Raw genomic sequence first — 21,133 nt, 5'->3', positions numbered from 1 at the left:
TCGCTCAAATAAAAAGAAGAAGGGCTGCCTGTTGGCAGCCCTTCTTGCGTATTCAAAACTTACTTGTCTTGCACCAGCCCCATAAGAGCTTGCTGAGTATCAGAGATTTGCTTGGCAACCTGCTGCTCTGTCGAAATGCCTAGTTGTTGCTTCGCTTCCTCTTCAGAAATTCCCAGATGGCAGCACAATAGATCAATCGCCATTTGATAGTTGTTTGACTCTACCATAATCATTCCCTTAGTTTGATGGATGACGTCAATCTCAATTCCCTACCTAGCCGTACTTCGAGAATTCATCGACGTTGTTTTGTCTGCTAGAGAATCTATCATGATCAACAAGAACCACAATAAGACCAAAGTCTAACGATTTTGTTTAAATAACTATGCGTTATTTTTGCCTATTTTATACATCATTACCCACCATCTATTAGTAAACAAATGTTGCAATTTATCGCTTAACCTTGTTTTAAAAAAATTAGACTATATCTATCAGTCAAAGAAGTCAGATCACACTGACGTTAAAGTAAAAAGCTTCCCTGGAGAAAAGTCATGAAGCGAGTCATGTTGTTCTTAATCACCAACCTAGCTGTCGTATTGGTACTGAGCTTAGTGTTGAATATTGTTTACGCCGTTACCGGAATGAAACCGGGCAGCCTATCCGGGTTACTGGTTATGGCGGCGGTGTTTGGTTTTGGTGGTGCGTTCATCTCGCTGATGATGTCAAAGAGCATGGCATTGCGCTCTGTTGGCGGCATGGTGATTGAAAGCCCACGTAACGAAACCGAACATTGGTTGCTGCAAACGGTTAGCCGTCAGGCGCAGCAAGCGGGCATTGGTATGCCGACGGTGGCCATCTACGATTCACCAGACATCAATGCGTTTGCCACAGGGGCGAAACGTGACGATTCACTGGTGGCCGTTTCAACCGGGCTGTTGCATAACATGACCCGTGATGAAGCTGAAGCGGTCTTGGCCCATGAAGTGAGCCATATTGCCAATGGCGACATGGTGACCATGACGTTAATGCAAGGCGTGGTGAACACCTTTGTTATCTTCCTATCGCGTTTTATTGCCAATATGGTGGCTTCAAACGACGATGAAGAGGGCGAAGGCAGCAACATGATGGTCTACTTTGGTGTCTCTATCGCTCTGGAGTTGGTCTTTGGTTTCCTCGCTAGCTTTATCACCATGTGGTACAGCCGCCACCGTGAGTTCCACGCTGATGCAGGCGCGGCTCGCTTAGTGGGTAAAGAGAAAATGATTGCGGCGCTGGAGCGTTTGAAGATCAGCCAAGAGTCGAAACTGGATGGCACTATGATGGCGTTTGGCATCAATGGTAAACAGTCGCTGACTGAACTGCTGATGAGCCACCCGCCACTGGATAAACGAATCTCTGCTCTACGTGGTGGACAGTTCTAACCCCAGTGCATCTGCTCTTACTCAAGGCTTGGTTGAAAAACCAAGCCTTTTTCATATTCAGTGATCGCTTCCTCTCTTTTTTGCGTATCAAATTGCACAAGATACTTATACAAAATAATTCTTGTACAACTTTGACAAGCTGTTCTATCTTGTACGTAGATAAAAGTTGTACAACTAATCTGGGAGGCGGTGTTAATGGATGTATCACGGGTGGCGCAATGTTATCAAACCTTGAGTAAGGACAATCTGTTTTTACTTGAGCAGATTTACCACCAAGACGTGGTGTTTGAAGATGCCGCGCATCGTCTCGAAGGCTTTTCCAATCTATTTGATTACTTTCAGGCTTTGTATCGCAATGTGATTCGCTGTGATTTCTCTATCCATGAGCGCTGCCAAATGGAAGACAAAGGCTTTATTACTTGGACCATGACACTGCAACACCCCAAGCTCAAACAAGGCTGTGCGATTGAAGTGCAGGGCGTTTCCCATCTACGTTTTTCTGAGGGTAAGGTGATTTATCACCGCGACTACTTTGATCTTGGCGAAATGCTTTATGAACATCTGCCGCTGCTCGGTAGTGTCATTAAGGCGATTAAAAAGAGGCTAGGGCAATGAGTACAGCGGTTTTAATCACTGGCGCGACCTCAGGCATCGGCAAAAAACTTGCCCAAGATTACGCGGCGAGTGGCGTTGACGTGATTGCGTGTGGGCGTAACCAAGCCGCATTGAATGAGTTAGCGGCACACAGCCCCCGTATTTCCTGCTTGCAGTTTGATGTCACTGACTATGAGCAGACGAAAAAGGCTTTGGCGGCTCTGCCTTTTACCCCAAGCATGTGGATTTTCAACGCTGGCGACTGCGAATACCTCGACCATGGCGTGGTGGATGCCAAACTAGTGGCACGAGTGATGAATGTGAACGTGATGGGCGTGGTGAACTGCATTGAGGGTTGCCAACATCACTTTCAAGCAGAGCATCGATTAGTGATTGTCGGCTCGATTGCCTCAGAGCTTGCGTTGCCAAGAGCAGAAGCTTATGGCGCGTCGAAAGCCGCAGTGAGCTACTTTGCCAGAAGTCTGGCTCTTGACTTGCAACCTAAAGGTATCACCGTCTCGGTGGTTTTCCCGGGTTTTGTACAAACGCCTTTGACCGATAAAAACACCTTTGCTATGCCGATGATGATATCGGTCGATGAAGCTTCACAAGCCATTCGAACTCAACTGAACGCGGGCAAAGAGTTCCTCTATTTCCCCGCAGGCTTTACCACCATCCTACGTTTAATCGCTTGCTTGCCTTATCGCTGGGCAAAGGTGGCTAACGTCAAAACTGCTGTTTAATAATAAGGATCAAGCATGAAGATTGCGATTATAGGCACTGGAATTTCAGGGCTCACCTGCGGTTACTACCTACACAAAGAGCACGATGTCACTTTGTTCGAAGCCAACGATTATGTCGGTGGTCACACCGCCACCGTGGAGATAGAAAAAGATGGCCAGAACTACGCGATTGATACTGGGTTTATCGTTTATAACGACCGCACCTATCCCAACTTCATGAAAATGATGGACGAAATTGGTGTGCAAGGCTTGCCGACGCAGATGAGTTTCAGTGTGCGCAACGACAGCAATGGTCTAGAGTACAACGGACACACCGCCACCACGCTGTTTGCGCAAAAACGCAATTGGTTTAAGCCACAGTTTTATCGCTTTATCGGCGAAATCTTACGCTTCAACCGTCTGGCCAAGCAGGCGGCGCAGGATTCCTCAGCGCAAGTGCAGACACTCGGCGAGTTTTTGCAGTTACATAGCTTCAGTGACTATTTTAGTGATAACTATATTCTGCCTATGGGCGCAGCAATCTGGTCTTCGACTTTGGCTGACATGCGCGCGTTTCCGCTGACTTTCTTCTTGCGTTTTTTCCTCAATCACGGCTTGTTGGACATCACCAACCGCCCACAGTGGTACGTGATTAAGGGGGGCTCCAAGGCGTATATTCCTCCACTGACACAAGGTTTCGCCGATAAGATTCGTTTAAATAGCCCGGTCAGCAAAGTGGTGCGCCAAGCGGATAAGGTGGTACTGCATGTCAATGGCCAAACCGAGTGGTTCGATCAAGTGATTTTCGCCTGCCACAGCGATCAAGCGTTGCACATGTTGCACGATGCCAGCACAGCGGAAACCGAGATTTTGTCGGATATGGCCTACCAAGCCAATGAAGTGGTTCTGCATACTGACACCTCGTTATTACCCAAACGCAAAGCCGCTTGGGCCTCATGGAACTATTTTTTAGATGGTCATGCCGAAGAAGCGCAGCGCCTGCCTTCACTGACTTACAACATGAACATCTTGCAGCATATCCAATCAGAGCACACGTTTTGCGTCACGCTAAATCGCAGCGAAGCGATTCAACCAGACAAAATTCTGCGCCGTTTTGTCTACCACCATCCGGTCTTTACCACTCAGTCGATTGCCGCTCAGGCACGTCGTGAAGAGATCCAAGGGCAACATCAAGCTTGGTTTTGCGGCGCCTATTGGTACAACGGTTTTCACGAAGATGGCGTGCGCAGTGCGCTCGACGTGGTGAAAGCAATCTCTGCTGCAGCGCAATCTGAGGCGCAGCACAAAGGAGCGGCATGATGGCAAGCCCAGCCCAAAGTCAGTTGTACGTCGGCACTGTGCGTCATAGGCGCTTTACGCCGGTACAACACGCGTTGAATTACCCACTGTTTATGCCAGCGATTGATCTCGATGAGCTGGAAACATTGCAGCAGTCCGTTTGGGGTTTCGGCCAGCGCTGGTGGCATTGGGCGAGATGGAAACGCAGTGACTACCTAGGCAGCGGCGATCTAAAAACGGCGGTGCAAGAGAAAGTACGCCAACTGACTGGGGTCGATTGCCAGGGGAAAGTGATCGCAGTCTGTCATCTACGTTATCTCGGGCTCTACTTCAGTCCGGTCAATTTTTATTACTTGCATGACGCTGAGGGGAACTGGCGCTACATGTTGGCGGAAGTGAGTAACACACCGTGGAATGAGCGCCACTACTATGCGGTGTCTGCCAATCAAGACGACCAAACATATGGTTGGACGCAACAAAAAGCGTTCCATGTGTCGCCGTTTAACCCACTCGATCAACAATATCAATGGCGACTGAAACCACTTGGTGATCACTTGAGTGTTCATCTTGAGTGCCACAAAGGCGAAAAACACTTCGATGCGACCATGGCGATGAAAGCGTTGCCATTCAACAGCAAAAACTTGTTGATGCAGTTGATCAAAATGCCGAGCCAGACAGTAAAAGTGGTGTTCGGTATTTATTGGCATGCGTTAAAGCTGTGGCTAAAAGGGGCTCCCTTTTATTCCCATCCTAAATACCAGTCTGATTCGCACCCAGACAAGCAAACGTCAGCAACAGAGACAAAAAATAAAAAGCGCAAGGAGAATTCTGCATGCTAAATACGTCATCCATGGTTATGCCTCGTCAGCTCTCTACCACGCAAAAGGCGGCGCGCAGAATCATTTTCCAATGTCTGCAGAAGATGGAAACGGGCACTCTGACCGTTATTGAAAGCTTTCACACTGAGAGTCGCGAACGCAGCGAGCGCTTTGGTACCCCGGGTAACGATCTCTCTGGGACAAATGTCGTTGCGACGATCGAAGTCAAACATCCCGGCTTTTACTCGCGTGTGTTACGCGGTGGCAGTATTGCTGCCGGAGAAGCCTACATGGACGGTTGGTGGGACAGCCCGGATCTCACGGCTCTGATGAAGCTGATGGCCCTCAACTTAGCGGCCTTAGACGGTTTGGAAGAGCAAAGTAGCTGGCTGAGCAAGCTAGTGTATAAAATGGCCCACTGGGCAAATCGCAATACCCAGCAAAACTCGAAAAAGAACATTCATGCGCACTACGATCTTGGTAACGATCTCTATCGTGCTTTTCTTGATGAAAATATGCTCTACTCGTCGGCGATTTTTCAGCAGGAGACCGACAGCTTAGAGCAAGCGCAAATCCAAAAGATGGATCGTTTGTGCCAACAGTTGAAACTCAAGTCCAGTGACCACGTGATCGAAATCGGCACAGGCTGGGGAGCGATGGCGGTCTACATGGCTAAGCACTACGGATGTAAGGTGACCACCACCACCATCTCTGAGAAGCAATACGAATACACCCAGCAGTTGGTCGACAAGCTTGGCTTGTCTGAGCAGCTCACCCTGCTCAAGCAAGATTATCGCGATCTGCGCGGTCAATTTGACAAGCTGGTTTCGATTGAAATGATTGAAGCGGTGGGTAAGCAGTACTTGCCATCTTACATCAAGACCTGCCAATCACTGCTGAAACCCGGTGGTCTGATGGCGATTCAGGCTATTACCATCGCCGATCAGCGTTATGAGTACTACAGCGATAACGTCGATTTCATCCAGAAATACATTTTCCCCGGTGGCTTTTTGCCTTCCGTGACCTCGTTGACTCAGGCAACCACACAACACAGCGACTTGCTGTTGAGGGATCTTTACGATATCGGCCTCGACTATGCCAAAACCTTGGCACACTGGCACCGTCGCTTTAATCAAGCCGAAACTGAAGTGCGTGCTTTGGGTTATGACGAACGCTTCATTCGCATGTGGCGCTACTACCTGAGCTACTGTGAAGGGGGCTTTTTAGCACGCACCATCAGCACAGTGCACATGACTTTTCAGCGGCCTGCATGATGCGATTGTTGCTTGTCTCGACTTGGTTTCAACTTGGCTGGTTTTTGTGCGTGCTCGGCAAAGAGACTTGGCAGTGGGCAGCGCTCGGCTATGTGATTGCCACCTTGCTGTGGAGTTGGAAAACCCAGCCTCGGCAGCTGAAAAGCATCGCTATAGTTGCCATCAGTGGCATAGTGTTGGACAGCATAAACCAGCAAGTTGAGCTGCTCAACTTTGTCTCCGATGCGTTACCGCTGTGGATGGTCTGCTTGTGGTGGCTGTTTGCTTGGTATGCCAGCCAGCTCATTTCGGTTATCAGACGCTTTCGCCGCGCGCAAGTCTGTTTGATTGGCGGCATCGCAGGCGCGTTGAGTTACATCGCGGGTGAGCAGTTGGGCGCGGTGCAGTTTGGTTACGGCTTTTTGCTGACGGCCTTCATTTTGTTGATGCAGTGGATATTGATAACGTTTTGCATACTCAAGGTATACGACAATGAAAATTTCGTTCGTGAAAGCGCGTGTTAAGCACACACTGATTGCAATGATGTTTATTGTGATGAGCGTTGCGTTGCCGGTGAAAGCGCAACTGAGCGGTGCGGATACCCAGAATTGGCGCCAATGGCGCACCGTTGGCGAGGCGCAGCTAAGCTGGCTGTTTTTTGATATCTACCAGTCTCGCCTTTTGACCTCAACCGGGCGTTTTGAACAGGGGGCGGATGTCAGTCCTCATCCATTAGCTCTGGAGATCAATTACCTGCGTGATATCAGCCAAAAAGATCTGCTCAAAGCAACGCAGCAGCAGTGGCAAAAACTCGGTTTTTCGAAAGCGGCGCAACAACGTTGGATAGCGGTCCTCAGTGAGCTTTTTCCGGATGTTCAAACGGGTGATAGCCTGACCTATTTGACCAACGGGCAAACTGGACAACTGATGTTTAAACGCTTGGCGCAAAGTGACTACGAAGTGATTGGCTATGTGGCCGATGAAGAGCTCAATGACGCTTTTTTATCCATTTGGTTATCGCCGCAGAGCAATTATCCGCAGCTTCGTCAACAACTGATAGGGCAGGTAAGCCGATGAAATGGACATTGACATTACCAGCGAATGGGATGAAAAGCTGGTTGATCACCTGCTTGTGTTTTCTGTTGAGTGCGTGTTCAGCGGATCTCAACCAGTACAAAGCAACCTCGCCGACTTTTGATCTTTTTGGCTATTTTGCAGGAAAGACACACGCATGGGGTATGGTGCAAGATTACAGTGGCCAGCAGACGCGGCGATTTGAGGTCACTATTGTCGGCCAAGTCAGTGGTAACCAACTTACGCTGGTGGAAGACTTCGTGTTTGATGATGGCGAAGTCGACCAGCGCATCTGGACAATTACTCGCCTAGCGAATGGCCAGTATCAAGGAGAAGCTGACGATATTATTGGCGTGGCTCACGGCGCCGAGCAGGGCAATGCGCTGCAATGGCGGTACGACTTTGAACTGAAAATGGATGACGGCACGGTGACGGTTGCTTTTGATGATTGGCTGTATCGTCAAGATGACAAGCATGTGTTCAATTTGACCAAAATCAAGAAGTTTGGTATCGAGGTCGGGACGATTACTCTCTTTTTCCAAAAGCAATAATAAAGTTTGCTGAACAAAAAAAGGTTGATGTTTTTGCATCAACCTTTTTTTAACGCTGAGCGACTTACAGTTTATCAGTCAGCTCAATCGCTTGACCGATGTAGTTTGCTGGCGTCATCTCTTTCAAACGCGCTTTTTCGTGCTCTGGAAGCTCAAGGCCGTCGATGAATTGACGCATCGCTTCACCGTCTACGCGCTTACCACGAGTGAGCTCTTTCAGCTTCTCGTATGGTTTTTCAATGCCGTAACGGCGCATCACCGTTTGGACTGGCTCAGCCAGAACCTCCCAATTTTTGTCCAGTTCAGCAAGTAGTGCCTCACGGTTGACTTCCAGCTTGCTGATGCCTTTAAGCGTCGATGTGTAAGCGATGATGGCGTAACCAACACCCACACCTAGGTTACGCAGAACCGTTGAGTCAGTTAGGTCACGTTGCCAACGAGAGATAGGCAGTTTTTGCGCTAGGTGACCGAATACCGCATTGGCAAGACCAAGGTTACCTTCCGAGTTTTCAAAGTCGATTGGGTTCACTTTGTGCGGCATAGTTGAAGAGCCGATTTCGCCAGCAATGGTTCTTTGTTTGAAGTGACCAAGGGCAATGTAACCCCAAACGTCACGATCGAAGTCAATCAAAATGGTGTTGAAACGGGCCACGGCATCAAACAGCTCAGCGATGTAATCGTGTGGTTCGATCTGAGTTGTGTATGGGTTCCAAGTCACGCCAAGCGACTCAGTGATGAACTCTTCTGAGAATTTGTGCCAATCAAGCTCTGGATAAGCAGAAAGGTGAGCGTTGTAGTTACCGACCGCGCCGTTGATTTTCGCTAGGATCTCAACATTCTCGATCTGCTTGTATTGACGCTCCATTCGGTACGCCACGTTTGCCATCTCTTTACCCATGGTGGATGGAGAAGCTGGCTGACCGTGAGTACGAGATAGAAGAGGAATGTCGCGATATTCCACTGCCAACGCTTTGATGGCGTCAATCAGGTTACGGATTTCTGGCAGAATCACCGTTTCACGTGCTTCTTTAAGCATCAGAGCGTGAGAGGTGTTATTGATGTCTTCTGAGGTACAAGCGAAGTGGATAAATTCGTTTACTGCGTGCAGTTCAGGCTCGTCCGCCACTTTTTCTTTTAGGAAATATTCAACCGCTTTAACGTCGTGATTAGTGGTGCGTTCGATCTCTTTAATACGAAGTGCATCTTGCTCAGAAAAGTTTGCCGCGATGTCATCAAGGAATTGGTTAGCTTGGGCACTGAACGCTGGGACTTCTTTGATTGCATCGGTTGCTGCAAGCTTTTGTAACCAACGGATTTCAACGATAGTACGGTACTTAAGTAAACCGTATTCGCTGAAGATTTCGCGCAATGCAATCGTCTTACTTCCGTAACGGCCGTCTACTGGTGAAACAGCTGTCAATGCTGACAGTTCCATGATGTTCTCCTGAATTGGGTTTCTAAATTTTGTGAGCGTTATACCAATAACTGTGGCAATTGTCACGAATATTGCGCAATCGTTTGCGCGGGTTTATTTTAGCCTGAAAAAGTTAGCTCGCGTTTTATCGCGAGCTAAACAGTTACATTCTGGCCAAGAGAATTTGGGCCTGTTCGATCATCTTCTTACGACCGAAAATCAAATGGCGACGTTTGCCGCCAACCTGACGCCACAATACGGCGCAGCGAATACCAGAGAGCAGTAGTGCCCGAACCTTATGCTGATTGGCAGTTTGACGCAGCATAGCAGGGGTTCCGTTTACCTGAATGCGTGGGCCAATCGGACTCACTACGTCAAGATAAACGCTCGCTAAGTTGCTTAGCATCTGCTCTTCAAGGAGATCGTAGTGCTCGGTTTGACGCTGTAACATCTGAATTCTGTCGCCGAGCTGAGCCATTGCATCGTTACGACGTACCAGCTTTCTTTCCAAGGCCATCAGACTGATCAGATAGCGAGTAATTTCGTTGCCAGAAGGGGTACTGTCGATGCCTTTGACCAGACACTCCAACCCCAATTTGAGGCTTTGCTCATGGCCAAATACATCCAGTGTGTTGGCTGGATTGGTATTCACGATGGCTTTCATCGACGTTTCAAAGGCATCTTGATCACAATGTCCGTTTTTCGCCACTTCTTGAACCAGTGCCACAGCTTGGCACATGCCAGCAAATGCGATAGTGCGGTCATAAAGTGTATTCGCCACGTAACGTCTCCTAAGCTTGAGTGTATGGAATGCGTTTTTCGATGATACCGCCACCAAGGCAAACGTCGCCCTGATAGAAAACCGCCGATTGCCCTGGAGTTACGGCAATTTGCGCCTCATCAAAGATCACTTTAATGTTGTCATCATCAATAGGAATGATTGTACAAGCAATATCTTGCTGGCGATAACGAGTTTTTACGCTGCATTTCATCACTTCGCGAATTGGCTCACGATCCACCCAGTGCAGTTGAGAAGCCACTAAGCCTTCAGATTTCAACAGCGGGTGCTCTTGCCCCTGTACGGCGATGAGCACATTGCGTTGCAGATCTTTTTCGGCCACAAACCAAGGATCTTCATTACCGCCACCGCCTTTGCGGCCACCAATGTGCAAGCCTTTACGTTGACCTAAAGTGTGGTACATCAAACCTTGGTGCTGGCCAACGACTTCACCCTCTGGCGTTTCAATGTTGCCCGGTTGAGCGGGCAAATAGCGGCTAAGAAAATCGGTGAATTTGCGTTCGCCGATAAAGCAGATACCGGTCGAGTCTTTTTTCTTCGCGGTGATCAAACCTTGTTCTTCAGCGATACGGCGTACTTCGGGTTTTTCCAGTTCACCAACCGGGAAAAGGCTGCGCGCCACTTGGTCGTGGCTCAGGGTATACAGAAAGTAACTTTGGTCTTTATTGCCATCCAAACCACGCAGCATTTGCGGCTTTTCACCGTTAGCGGGGAAGGTACGACGCACGTAGTGACCCATCGCAATGTAGTCTGCCTCAAGAACTTCATCGGCAAACTCAAGGAAGGCTTTGAACTTAATTTCTTTGTTACAAAGAATGTCTGGGTTTGGCGTTCGACCTGCTTTGTACTCGGCAAGGAAATATTCGAACACATTGTCCCAATATTCTGCGGCAAAATTAATCGTATGCAGGTGAATGCCAAGTTTATCGCAAACAGCTTGAGCGTCCGCTAAATCTTCGGCTGCGGTACAATACTCAGAGTTATCATCTTCTTCCCAGTTCTTCATAAATAGGCCTTCGACTTGATAGCCTTGTTGTTTGAGGAGATAGGCAGAAACCGATGAATCTACACCGCCGGACATGCCAACGATGACCTTCTTTTGGCTGTTATCAGACATTACTTAACACCACTTCAATTAACTGGACGCAGATTCTAACAGAAAGCATACAGCGGCAACAGATCCGCGACGGCAATCACAAATCGTTTTGCCGAATTTTCCCGCAAAATAGTTCTGCCATCGATAATAGAGTGCGTAGAGAAAAGCGAACTGTGGCATAGTGGGCCAAATTTCAAATCGGAACAGAGTTTATGAGTAACGAAAACCAGTTTATAGAAGAAGCAGAATTGATTGAAGTCATCGAAAATCAACTCGAAGATAGCAATCCAATTAAAGTGAAAGAAACCTTGATGCGTTTAATGATGACTGGCCATTCGCGTGAGGAAGCCATTGCGATGATGGCATGCGCTGTTTCAATAGAGATTTTTGATGTGATGCGAAATGAAGGAAAATTCAATCTCAAACGTTACGCCGAACACCTCGATCAGCTACCTGATCTGGGCTTTATGGAAGGGGAATAATCGTACGCAAAAGAAAAAGAGCAGGGCAAACGTTTGCTATAATTGCCTTTATTGCCGCTGGTTAGGCAGCAGGTTAGAATCCGCTCTCTTTTTTAACCCCTTACTCAGACGAACACTATGAAATTTCCCGGACAACGCAAATCAAAGCATTATTTTCCTGTACATGCCCGCGATCCGCTGGTGAGCCAAGCGCAGGAAAGCAAACGAATGACGCGTACACATGTTATCGGTATTGACCAAACTTTGGTGGATATTGAAGCGAAAGTGACGTCAGAGATGATTGAGAAATACGGTCTGAGTAAAGGTCACTCATTGGTTATTGATGACCAAACGGCAGAAGCACTTTATCAGCAATTAAAGCAAGAGAATTTGATCACCAACGAATATGCGGGCGGGACAATAGGAAATACATTGCATAATTACTCTGTATTGGCCGATGATCGCTCAACGCTACTCGGTGTCATGAGCCAAGATATTAAAATTGGCAGTTACGGCTATCGTTATTTATGTAATACATCCAGCCGTATGGATCTCAATTACTTGCAAGGTGTGGATGGAGCAATAGGCCGCTGTTTTGCGCTAATTACCGAAGACGGTGAACGAACGTTCGCGATCAGTGAAGGCCAAATGAACCAATTGAAACCGCAAAGTATTCCTGAAAAGATTTTTAAAAAAGCATCAGCTCTGGTTTTGACGGCTTATTTGATTCGTTGTAAAGAAGGCGACCCCATGCCGGAAGCGACAATGAAAGCGATCGAGTACGCGAAGAAATATAATGTGCCCGTCGTACTAACCCTTGGTACTAAGTTTGTTATTCAGGATGATCCACAGTTTTGGCAAGCATTTATCCATGATCATGTCACGGTCGTGGCGATGAACGAAGACGAAGCCGAGGCATTAACTGGTGAAAGCGATCCGCTTGCGGCTTCAGATAAAACTCTCGATTGGGCTGACTTGGTATTGTGTACCGCTGGTCCGCTTGGGTTATTTATGGCCGGTTACACCGAAGAAAGTGCAAAACGTGAAACATCACTGCCTCTTTTGCCAGGCTGCATTGCAGAGTTTAATCGCTATGAATTTAGTCGCCCGACGCGAAAAGCCTCATGTGAAAACCCAATTAAGGTTTATTCACATATTTCACCATATATGGGCGGCCCTGAGAAAATTAAAAATACCAATGGTGCGGGCGATGCGGCGCTTTCTGCGGTGTTGCACGATATGGCGGCGAATAAATACCACAAAGAGAATGTGCCCAACTCAAGCAAGCATGTGCACGAATTTCTCACTTATTCATCTTTTTCTCAAGTGTGTAAGTATGCAAATCGTGCCAGTTATGAAGTTCTTGCTCAGCACTCACCGCGTTTGTCACGTGGCTTACCAGAACGGGAAGATAGCTTAGAAGAAGCGTATTGGGAACGTTAAATAGAAAACAAAAAAGGCTCCGCAAGGAGCCTTTTTATATAATGCAAAGCTTAGATTTCGAAATCTTCTAGAGATTTACCTGCATCTAACTGCGCTTGAATTGCTGATGGAGTACGACCTTGGCCTGTCCAAGTTTTTTCTTCGCCGTTCACATCAACATATTTGTATTTGGCAGGACGTGGAGCACGTTTACTTTTACCTTTGCTCTTGCTTTTGGTTTCGCCAGAAAGCGCGCTGATTAGCGCATCAACGTCAATGCCATCTTTTGCAATCTGCTCTGCAATCGCAGCCAGTCTTGCTTCTTGTTCAGCTTTTGCCGCACGCTCTTCCGCTTCCGCTTCTTGACGTTCAGCAACAACCGTTGACAGTTTGTCTAATGCTTCTTCTAGTTGCTCTAGAGTGAGTTCTCTTGAGTAAGCACGTAGGCTGCGAATATTAAGTAGAGTCTTTGTTAGTTCCGACATAACCTTTCCTATGTTAAGTAAGTCGACATCGCAATAATAATATCGAGGTTCAGATAAAACGAATAAGATTAAATTCTTTACGTTGCTAATATTAACGCTAAATACGATATAAGCAATATTTATAGTGTTTTTTTTATTGTTTAATCGTTACTAACTTTATATCTCACGTCTTTACTATAGACATATGCTAGCCGCGCAAATTTCTGTGACAAATGTTATGCATTGAGTGTAATTCATATCTATGATTCATAGTTGAGCGTGATAAAAATGACGCCTCCTTTTTTACATACTGGCGCAACAGGATACATATCGTGACCATTTTTCCTTGTTTTATTAGGTGATGTTTTTAGACAGATGTATTGCAAAGCCAATGAGGATGAGTACAATGACGTCTACCTGATGCGGTAACTTAGTTGGTTTGTTGTTTTTATAAACAATAAATGGTTAAAAATAAGTTATCGCCGTAGAGGCGCAACGACAAAGAGTAACTATTATTGGGGTGATGCCAATGAATAATAGTGAAAGGTGTAAGTTGCCGAAGTAAGTTGCATATCAAAGCGGCTTGCTGGTGTTGTATTCGAATAGGAACAACACTGCCATAGTCTTTTATGTATAAACTATGGAGCGCTACTGTAGGGTTGGGTGAAGTGTTCACTTCCCTGTCGCTTAGTTCAACAAAAACATCGGAAATTTTTCTGACGGTTTGTTCTGCAGTAGATCTCTAACCAAAAACTGGTTTTTGAAGATCATGAATTTAATAGATTTTTCTACATCTCCGATTTCTTTACTACCGCCAATAGTAGCCCTTACCCTAGCGATATTGACCCGTAAGGTGCTGGTTTCTCTGGGCGTTGGTATCATTCTCGGAGCCATTTTGCTCAACAGTTACTCTGTAATCAACGCAGCCACTTATGTTGGTGAAAAAGTATCAGCCGTTTTCGTTGAAGATGGCGGCCTCAATACTTGGAACATGAGTATTGTGGGTTTTCTTTTGCTACTCGGTATGACTACAGCGTTACTCACTCTTTCCGGCGGTACTCGCGCCTTTGCAGAATGGGCACAATCGCGAGTAAAAAGTAAGCGCGGTTCTAAATTGCTTGCCGCATTTTTAGGCGTGTTCATTTTTGTTGATGACTACTTTAACAGCCTAGCTGTGGGCGCAATTTCTCGCCCAGTTACCGATCGATTCTACGTTTCTCGCGCCAAGCTGGCTTACATTCTCGACTCCACCGCCGCGCCGATGTGTGTCGTGATGCCAGCGTCAAGCTGGGGTGCGTACATCATGACCATCATCGGCGGTATTTTGGTTTCACATGGCATCACTGAATATTCAGCGTTAGGGGCTTACCTGCGTTTGGTTCCAATGAACTTTTACGCGATCTTTGCCTTGCTGATGGTGTTTGCTGTCGCTTGGTTTGGCCTTGATATTGGTAAGATGCGTGAGCATGAAATTGCCGCTTCGCAAGGACGTGGATTCGACAATGACGCGGAAACCGATCTTAAAGAAGCCCATGAAATCGACGAAGAGCTGGATATCCGAGAAAGCGAAAAAGGAAAAGTATCCGATCTCGTCTTACCAATCGTTGCTCTGATTATTGCCACTGTGGCTTCGATGCTTTATACCGGCGCACAAGCGCTGGCTGCCGATGGAAAAGCGTTTAATTTTCTGGGAGCATTTGAAAATACGAATGTTGGCACTTCACTGATTTACGGTGGTTTAGTCGGTCTAGCAGTAGCGCTGTTTACCGTGCTAAAACAGGGCCTTGCCTTGGTCGAAATTGCTCGCACCTTGTGGATTGGCGCGAAATCAATGTTTGGCGCGATTTTGATTCTTGTGTTTGCCTGGACGATCGGCTCGGTGATTGGCGACATGAAAACAGGCTCGTACTTGTCGACGATGGCGCAAGGCAATATTGATTCCCATTGGCTACCTGTGATTCTGTTCCTGCTTTCCGGTTTGATGGCGTTTTCAACCGGCACCTCTTGGGGTACGTTTGGCATTATGTTGCCAATCGCTGGTGACATGGCGGGCGCGACCGACATTGCGTTGATGCTACCGATGTTGAGTGCAGTCTTGGCTGGTTCAGTCTTTGGTGATCACTGCTCGCCGATTTCAGATACCACGATTTTGTCATCGACCGGGGCGCGTTGTAATCACATTGACCATGTCGCGACTCAGTTGCCTTATGCACTTGCTGTTGCACTTGTCTCGTGTATCGGCTTTGTGGCTCTGGGCATGACGGCGTCAGTAACGCTCTCTCTGGCCGCTGCGAGTGCCGCTTTCATCGTAGTGTGCGCGGTGTTTTCTTGGATGTCTAAGTCCAAAAGAGTGAGCTTGCAAAAAGCTTAACTTGATGATTTATAAAAAGTAAAATGGGAGGCCAACGCCTCCCATTTTATTTGTCATATACAAATTGGTCATTTTTGAAAATAAACTATTGCAAAATTTCCACAGCTTGGTTAGTGTGGATAGCAACAAAGTCAACGACGTAAAGAGCAAATAAGTATGCGCAGTTTTGTAATGAACATTCATCACCATCATCACCCAGCCTAGTCTTTCGGGAGATGAGCGCATACCCGGGAGACAGGAATCTTCCGGAGGTGAAAATCGTCGAATTCAGATTTTAAACCCTCGGGAGACCAACATCTTCCGAGGGTTTTTTAATTTCAACGGTTTAACTATTTCAAATTGAAGCACAGGGATTATGTCATGCCAACACAACGTTTAAGAATTGCCATTCAGAAAAAAGGCCGTTTGAGCCAAGAGTGCCAACTGCTGCTGAAAAAATGCGGTGTTAAGTTCAACATTATGGGTGAGCGCCTCGTGGTTCACTCTGAAAATATGCCTATCGACTTACTCTTAGTCCGTGATGACGACATCCCAGGTTTAATCATGGATGGCGTGGTGGATCTCGGTTTCATCGGGGAAAACGTCTTGGAAGAGGTGCGCTTGGAGCGCAAAGCGACCGGGACTGCGTGTCAGTTCGAAACATTAAGACGTTTAGATTTCGGTGGCTGTCGTCTATCGATTGCCTTGGATAAAGACGCGGTGTACAACGGGCCTAAAGATTTAGCTGGTAAACGTATTGCGACCACCTATCCGCAGCTACTCAAAGCTTACATGGATGAGCAAGGCGTGCCATTTTCGACCTGTATGCTGACTGGCTCGGTTGAAGTGGCTCCGCGTGCAGGCTTGGCGGACGCGATTGCTGACTTGGTCTCCACTGGAGCCACTTTAGAGGCAAACGGTTTGAAAGAGGTTGAGGTCATTTTCCAATCGAAAGCGACGCTGATCCAACGAGCAGGGCAGTTTGACGCAGACAAACAAAATCTGATTGAAAAACTGCTGACTCGTATGCAAGGGGTTCAGCAAGCAAAAGAGTCTAAATACATCATGTTGCACGCACCTGTGGATAAGCTGGAACAGGTAAAAGCACTTCTTCCTGGTGCGGAAGATCCAACGGTACTGCCGCTGTCTGCGGAAAAGCAAAGAGTGGCGGTACATCTGGTGAGTTCAGAAAACCTTTTCTGGGAAACCATGGAACAGCTGAAAGAGCTCGGTGCGAGTTCTATCCTAGTACTGCCAATTGAGAAAATGATGGAGTAAGCAGCATGAGAACGGTTGTATGGCAGTCACTCAGTGAAGCGCAGCAAGATTCACTGCTCGAAAGACCAGCAATGGCAGAAGGCGCGAACATTACCGCTGCAGTAACTGCAGTGATTGAGAAAGTGCGCCAAGAAGGTGATGCGGCCCTGTTGGAACTGACCGAAAAATTTGACCGAGTCAAACCTGCATCGATTCGTGTCAGTACCGCAGAGATTGATGCGGCAGCAGAGCGCCTTTCGGAAAAGATGAAGCAAGCGCTGCAGCAAGCGTATGACAATATTTCCAAGTTCCACAAAGCACAGAAACCCACACCGATTAAAGTAGAAACTCAGCCTGGTGTGGTGTGCGAGCAAGTGACTCGCCCTATTCAAAAAGTGGGCTTGTACATTCCTGGCGGCAGCGCACCACTGCCTTCCACGGTTTTGATGCTGGGTGTGCCGGCACAGATAGCCGGTTGTCGTAAAGTGGTGCTCTGTTCACCGCCGCCAATCGCGGACGAAATACTCTATGTCGCCAAACTGTGTAATATCGACGAGGTGTATAACCTCGGTGGCGGACAAGCGATCGCAGCGATGGCTTACGGAACGGAAACGGTTAGCAAAGTCGATAAAATATTTGGTCCTGGCAATGCTTATGTCACCGAAGCGAAACGTCAGGTCAGCAAAGATTTTCGCGGTGCTGCGATTGATATGCCAGCAGGCCCATCTGAAGTGTTGGTGATTGCAGACGATACCGCAGATGCGGAGTTTATTGCGGCCGACCTGCTTAGCCAAGCAGAGCATGGCCCTGACTCTCAGGTGGTGCTCGTGACCCCTTCGGTGGTGATTGCTGATAAGGTGACCGATGCGGTTCAGCGTCAGCTCAAACAGCTCAGCCGAGCCGAGATTGCGCAAAAAGCGTTGGCATCGAGCCTCATCATCATTGCTGACTCGCTTACTCAAGCGGTCTCTATCTCCAACTATTACGGGCCAGAGCACCTGATTGTGCAGACCAAAGCGCCACGTGAACTGCTGCCACTACTGGATAACGCGGGTTCCATCTTCCTTGGCGATTGGTCGCCAGAATCGGCTGGTGATTATGCATCTGGCACGAACCATGTTCTGCCAACCTATGGTTACACTCGAACCTACTCAAGCTTAGGGTTAGCCGATTTCTCCAAACGCATGACGGTTCAGGAGCTCTCTGCGGAGGGGCTGAAAAACTTAGCGCCAACCGTTGTCACTATGGCCGAAGCCGAAGGGTTGGATGCGCACAAACGTGCCGTGACCATTCGCGTGGAAAAATTACAGTCGCGTCGATAAGGAAGAAAAAATGGAAAAATTAGCGCGTAAAAGTGTGCAACAACTGACCCCTTATCTCTCAGCGCGTCGCATCGGTGGTTGCGGTGATGTGTGGCTTAACGCCAATGAATCGCCATTTGACAATGAATATCGTACCGATTTCACCCGCTTGAATCGTTATAGTGAGTGTCAGCCGAAAGGGCTAATCGCCGCTTATGCGGCGTATGCTGGGGTAGCGCCAGAGCAAACCTTGACTTCTCGCGGTGCTGATGAAGGCATCGAGTTGCTTATCCGGGCGTTCTGCGAGCCCGGACAAGATGCGATTCTCTATTGTCCGCCGACTTACGGCATGTACTCGGTCAGCGCAGAAACGATTGGTGTAGAGCGAAAAACGGTGCCGCTGACGGCGGATTGGCAACTCAATCTCAACGAGATTGAAGCTAATTTAGATAAGGTCAAACTGGTGTTTGTCTGTAGCCCAAATAACCCGACAGGCAATCTCGTCAAACGCGAAGACATTATTACCCTGCTTGAGATGACCAAAGATCGTGCGATTGTGGTGATGGACGAAGCCTACATCGACTTTTGTCCAGAAGCTTCGACGGTGGGTTTGCTGAGTGAATATTCGAACTTAGCGATTTTGCGTACCCTTTCCAAAGCCTTTGCCTTGGCAGGATTGCGCTGTGGGTTTACCTTGGCCAACGAAGAGTTAATCAACGTATTGCTCAAAGTGATTGCTCCCTATCCGGTGCCCGTGCCAGTGGCAGAAATCGCCATGCAAGCGCTATCTGAGGCGGGCTTAGCGCGTGCGAAATACCAAGTCCTCGATTTGAACGCCAACCGTGCCTACTTACAAGTTGGTCTTTCTATGATCCCAGGATTGCAAGTCTTTGAAGGCTGGGGTAACTACTTGTTAGTGAAATTCCCTGATGGTGATGCGCTATTTAAAGCCGCGTGGGAGACGGGAATTATCCTGCGCAATTCACCGATTGAGGATTGTGTCCGAATCAGTGTTGGTAATCGTGAAGAGTGTGAGAAGACACTCGGTTTTATTCGCAATTACTACTCGTAAAGCAGAATGCATCGCCCTGAGCCAGCATGGACTTAGGGTAAAAAATAAGGAAGTGAGCGTGAGCAAGCAACAAAAAATTCTTTTCATCGACCGAGATGGCACCCTGATTGTCGAGCCACCGGTGGATTTTCAGGTAGACCGTCTAGACAAGCTGAAACTGGAGCCATTTGTTATTCCAAGTCTGTTATCGCTGCAAGCGGCAGGTTACCGCTTGGTGATGGTGACCAACCAAGACGGTTTGGGGACCGACAGCTATCCGCAGGAAGATTTCGACGCACCGCACAATATGATGATGGAGATTTTCGAATCTCAAGGGGTAAAGTTCGACGATGTATTGATCTGCCCCCATTTTGAGCGTGAGAACTGTTCGTGTCGTAAACCTAAGCTTGGCTTAGTCAAAGAGTACTTACAGGCCGGGAAAGTGGATTTCCAGAACTCTTACGTGATTGGCGATCGTCAAACGGATCTCCAACTTGCAGAAAACATGGCCATTCGCGGTATTCAATACCACCCAGAAACCATGAGCTGGAAACAGATCCTAAAAGATCTCACCTTGAAAGCGCGCGTTGCTGAGGTAGTTCGCACCACCAAAGAAACTGACATCAAAGTGGCGGTTAATCTTGATGAGCAAGGTGGTAATGAGATCTCTACTGGCCTTGGGTTTTTCGACCATATGCTCGATCAAATTGCCACGCACGGCGGATTCAAAATGGTGTGTCAAGTGCAGGGCGATCTGCATATCGATGATCATCACACCATCGAAGATACCGCACTGGCGCTTGGTCAGGCACTGAAAGAAGCGCTGGGTGATAAGCGTGGTATTGGCCGTTTTGGTTTCAGCTTGCCAATGGACGAATGTTTGGCGCAGTGCGCCTTGGATCTCTCTGGCCGACCATACCTGAAATTCGACGCGAAATTTGGCCGCGAGCAGGTCGGCGATCTCTCCACCGAGATGGTGGTGCATTTCTTCCGTTCGCTCACTGATACCTTAGCTTGCACACTGCACCTTTCTTCCTCGGGTGACAATGATCACCACATCATCGAAAGCTTATTCAAAGCGTTTGGTCGCACTTTGCGCCAAGCGATTAAAGTGGAAGGAACCGAATTGCCAAGCAGCAAAGGCGTGCTTTAAAGGAGAGAAAACCGTGACACAACAGAAAGTGGTCATTATTGATACAGGCTGTGCCAACGTCTCTTCGGTAAAATTTGCCATTGAACGTCTCGGCTACGATGTGGTGATTTCCAGAGATCCGCAAGTGGTTCTCTCTGCCGACAAGCTGTTCCTTCCGGGCGTAGGCACTGCGAGTGAAGCGATGAAAAACCTCGCAGAGCGCGATCTGATTGATCTTGTTAAGAAGGTAGAAAAACCGCTGCTCGGTATCTGCTTGGGCATGCAACTCTTGGGTAAGGTTTCTCAAGAAAAAGGCCAAAAAGCGGACGAACTGGTTGAGTGTCTTGGCCTGTGTGATGGCGAAGTGAAGCTACTTGAAACGGGCGATTTACCGCTGCCGCATATGGGGTGGAATACCGTGTCGGCAAAAAATGGGCATCCTCTGTTTAAAGGCATCGAGGAAGGGGAGTATTTTTACTTCGTCCACAGCTTTGCGATGCCAGTCGGTAGCTACACCATTGCAGAATGTGAGTACGGCAACCCGTTCACCGCCGCAGTGCAAAGTGGTAACTACTACGGCGTGCAGTTCCACCCAGAGCGTTCTTCAAAAGCGGGCGCGCAGCTGATACAAAACTTCTTAGAATTATAAAAGGGATT

At 47.8% G+C, this 21,133-nt stretch carries 22 protein-coding genes, 1 riboswitch and 1 other annotated feature; of the genes, 17 read left to right on the top strand and 5 right to left on the bottom strand.

The window, feature by feature from the left end:
* Nucleotides 1-59: 59 nt before the first annotated feature.
* A complete protein-coding gene (locus tag EA26_RS22065) occupies nucleotides 60-227 on the bottom strand; it encodes a hypothetical protein (RefSeq protein ID WP_167520851.1) in 168 nt (55 codons plus the stop codon).
* Between the two features lie 321 nt (nucleotides 228-548).
* Between EA26_RS22065 and htpX the strand changes: the two genes are divergently transcribed.
* The 9 genes from htpX (at nucleotide 549) to EA26_RS15305 (ending at nucleotide 7,729) form a co-directional block, all read left to right on the top strand.
* Nucleotides 549-1,418, top strand: a complete 870-nt coding sequence (htpX, locus tag EA26_RS15345; protein ID WP_039429709.1) for a protease HtpX — start codon at nucleotides 549-551, stop codon at nucleotides 1,416-1,418.
* 195 nt (nucleotides 1,419-1,613) lie between these two features.
* Nucleotides 1,614-2,033 carry a nuclear transport factor 2 family protein gene (locus tag EA26_RS15340; protein WP_039429707.1) on the top strand — a complete coding sequence of 140 codons (420 nt, stop codon included), beginning with the start codon at nucleotides 1,614-1,616 and terminating at the stop codon, nucleotides 2,031-2,033.
* Complete coding sequence (locus EA26_RS15335; protein WP_039429704.1) at nucleotides 2,030-2,755, top strand: SDR family oxidoreductase; 726 nt, start codon at nucleotides 2,030-2,032, stop codon at nucleotides 2,753-2,755. Before EA26_RS15340 ends, EA26_RS15335 begins: the two co-directional genes overlap by 4 nt.
* A gap of 15 nt (nucleotides 2,756-2,770) precedes the next feature.
* Nucleotides 2,771-4,054 (top strand): NAD(P)/FAD-dependent oxidoreductase, encoded by a 1,284-nt coding sequence (locus tag EA26_RS15330; RefSeq protein WP_039429702.1) that lies wholly within the window; start codon nucleotides 2,771-2,773, stop codon nucleotides 4,052-4,054.
* Nucleotides 4,054-4,872 (top strand): DUF1365 domain-containing protein, encoded by an 819-nt coding sequence (locus EA26_RS15325; RefSeq protein ID WP_039429700.1) that lies wholly within the window; start codon nucleotides 4,054-4,056, stop codon nucleotides 4,870-4,872. Before EA26_RS15330 ends, EA26_RS15325 begins: the two co-directional genes overlap by 1 nt.
* Nucleotides 4,866-6,125, top strand: coding sequence for an SAM-dependent methyltransferase (locus EA26_RS15320; protein ID WP_039429697.1), 1,260 nt, complete (start codon nucleotides 4,866-4,868; stop codon nucleotides 6,123-6,125). Before EA26_RS15325 ends, EA26_RS15320 begins: the two co-directional genes overlap by 7 nt.
* Nucleotides 6,122-6,628 (top strand): DUF2878 domain-containing protein, encoded by a 507-nt coding sequence (locus EA26_RS15315; RefSeq protein ID WP_226978259.1) that lies wholly within the window; start codon nucleotides 6,122-6,124, stop codon nucleotides 6,626-6,628. The genes EA26_RS15320 and EA26_RS15315 overlap by 4 nt, the downstream gene beginning before the upstream one ends.
* Nucleotides 6,597-7,181, top strand: a complete 585-nt coding sequence (locus tag EA26_RS15310) for a chalcone isomerase family protein (protein ID WP_081947161.1) — start codon at nucleotides 6,597-6,599, stop codon at nucleotides 7,179-7,181. Before EA26_RS15315 ends, EA26_RS15310 begins: the two co-directional genes overlap by 32 nt.
* Before the next feature lie 29 nt (nucleotides 7,182-7,210).
* The gene (locus EA26_RS15305) at nucleotides 7,211-7,729 is read left to right on the top strand and encodes a DUF3833 domain-containing protein (RefSeq protein ID WP_039431586.1); all 519 of its coding nucleotides are present in this window, start codon (nucleotides 7,211-7,213) and stop codon (nucleotides 7,727-7,729) included.
* A gap of 64 nt (nucleotides 7,730-7,793) precedes the next feature.
* Here EA26_RS15305 and purB read toward each other — a convergent pair whose 3' ends face one another.
* From purB to mnmA, 3 genes are all read right to left on the bottom strand, one after another.
* Nucleotides 7,794-9,164 (bottom strand): adenylosuccinate lyase, encoded by a 1,371-nt coding sequence (gene purB, locus EA26_RS15300; RefSeq protein ID WP_039429695.1) that lies wholly within the window; start codon nucleotides 9,162-9,164, stop codon nucleotides 7,794-7,796.
* A gap of 142 nt (nucleotides 9,165-9,306) precedes the next feature.
* Nucleotides 9,307-9,924 carry a high frequency lysogenization protein HflD gene (gene hflD / locus EA26_RS15295; RefSeq protein WP_039429692.1) on the bottom strand — a complete coding sequence of 206 codons (618 nt, stop codon included), beginning with the start codon at nucleotides 9,922-9,924 and terminating at the stop codon, nucleotides 9,307-9,309.
* 10 nt (nucleotides 9,925-9,934) lie between these two features.
* A complete protein-coding gene (gene mnmA, locus EA26_RS15290; protein WP_039429691.1) occupies nucleotides 9,935-11,059 on the bottom strand; it encodes a tRNA 2-thiouridine(34) synthase MnmA in 1,125 nt (374 codons plus the stop codon).
* Between the two features lie 191 nt (nucleotides 11,060-11,250).
* Here mnmA and EA26_RS15285 point away from each other — a divergent pair, with 191 nt between their 5' ends.
* Together EA26_RS15285 and EA26_RS15280 are read left to right on the top strand one after the other, a co-directional pair.
* Complete coding sequence (locus EA26_RS15285) at nucleotides 11,251-11,520, top strand: hypothetical protein (protein WP_039429689.1); 270 nt, start codon at nucleotides 11,251-11,253, stop codon at nucleotides 11,518-11,520.
* 117 nt (nucleotides 11,521-11,637) lie between these two features.
* Nucleotides 11,638-12,942: an inosine/guanosine kinase gene (locus EA26_RS15280; protein ID WP_039429686.1), complete on the top strand. Its 1,305-nt coding sequence runs from the start codon at nucleotides 11,638-11,640 to the stop codon at nucleotides 12,940-12,942.
* Nucleotides 12,943-12,992: 50 nt separating this feature from the next.
* On the opposite strand, the gene EA26_RS15275 is transcribed toward EA26_RS15280, so the two are convergent.
* Nucleotides 12,993-13,406: an H-NS histone family protein gene (locus EA26_RS15275; RefSeq protein ID WP_039429684.1), complete on the bottom strand. Its 414-nt coding sequence runs from the start codon at nucleotides 13,404-13,406 to the stop codon at nucleotides 12,993-12,995.
* Between the two features lie 456 nt (nucleotides 13,407-13,862).
* Nucleotides 13,863-14,044: riboswitch (Lysine riboswitch) on the top strand.
* Between the two features lie 110 nt (nucleotides 14,045-14,154).
* Here EA26_RS15275 and EA26_RS15270 point away from each other — a divergent pair.
* From EA26_RS15270 to hisH, 6 genes are all read left to right on the top strand, one after another.
* Nucleotides 14,155-15,756 (top strand): Na+/H+ antiporter NhaC family protein, encoded by a 1,602-nt coding sequence (locus EA26_RS15270; RefSeq protein WP_039429683.1) that lies wholly within the window; start codon nucleotides 14,155-14,157, stop codon nucleotides 15,754-15,756.
* A gap of 179 nt (nucleotides 15,757-15,935) precedes the next feature.
* Nucleotides 15,936-16,072, top strand: a sequence feature (His leader region).
* A 44-nt stretch (nucleotides 16,073-16,116) separates the two neighbouring features.
* Nucleotides 16,117-17,013, top strand: coding sequence for an ATP phosphoribosyltransferase (gene hisG / locus EA26_RS15265; RefSeq protein ID WP_039429680.1), 897 nt, complete (start codon nucleotides 16,117-16,119; stop codon nucleotides 17,011-17,013).
* Between the two features lie 5 nt (nucleotides 17,014-17,018).
* Nucleotides 17,019-18,314 carry a histidinol dehydrogenase gene (gene hisD / locus EA26_RS15260; RefSeq protein WP_039429677.1) on the top strand — a complete coding sequence of 432 codons (1,296 nt, stop codon included), beginning with the start codon at nucleotides 17,019-17,021 and terminating at the stop codon, nucleotides 18,312-18,314.
* Nucleotides 18,315-18,324: 10 nt separating this feature from the next.
* Nucleotides 18,325-19,365, top strand: coding sequence for a histidinol-phosphate transaminase (gene hisC, locus EA26_RS15255; RefSeq protein ID WP_039429675.1), 1,041 nt, complete (start codon nucleotides 18,325-18,327; stop codon nucleotides 19,363-19,365).
* A gap of 58 nt (nucleotides 19,366-19,423) precedes the next feature.
* Nucleotides 19,424-20,497, top strand: coding sequence for a bifunctional histidinol-phosphatase/imidazoleglycerol-phosphate dehydratase HisB (gene hisB / locus EA26_RS15250; protein ID WP_039429673.1), 1,074 nt, complete (start codon nucleotides 19,424-19,426; stop codon nucleotides 20,495-20,497).
* 13 nt (nucleotides 20,498-20,510) lie between these two features.
* Nucleotides 20,511-21,125: an imidazole glycerol phosphate synthase subunit HisH gene (gene hisH / locus EA26_RS15245; RefSeq protein ID WP_039429671.1), complete on the top strand. Its 615-nt coding sequence runs from the start codon at nucleotides 20,511-20,513 to the stop codon at nucleotides 21,123-21,125.
* Nucleotides 21,126-21,133: the final 8 nt, after the last annotated feature.

Source organism: Vibrio navarrensis (assembly GCF_000764325.1).
Taxonomy (GTDB): Bacteria; Pseudomonadota; Gammaproteobacteria; order Enterobacterales; family Vibrionaceae; genus Vibrio; species Vibrio navarrensis.
This window is presented reverse-complemented; position numbering and strand designations above follow the sequence as displayed.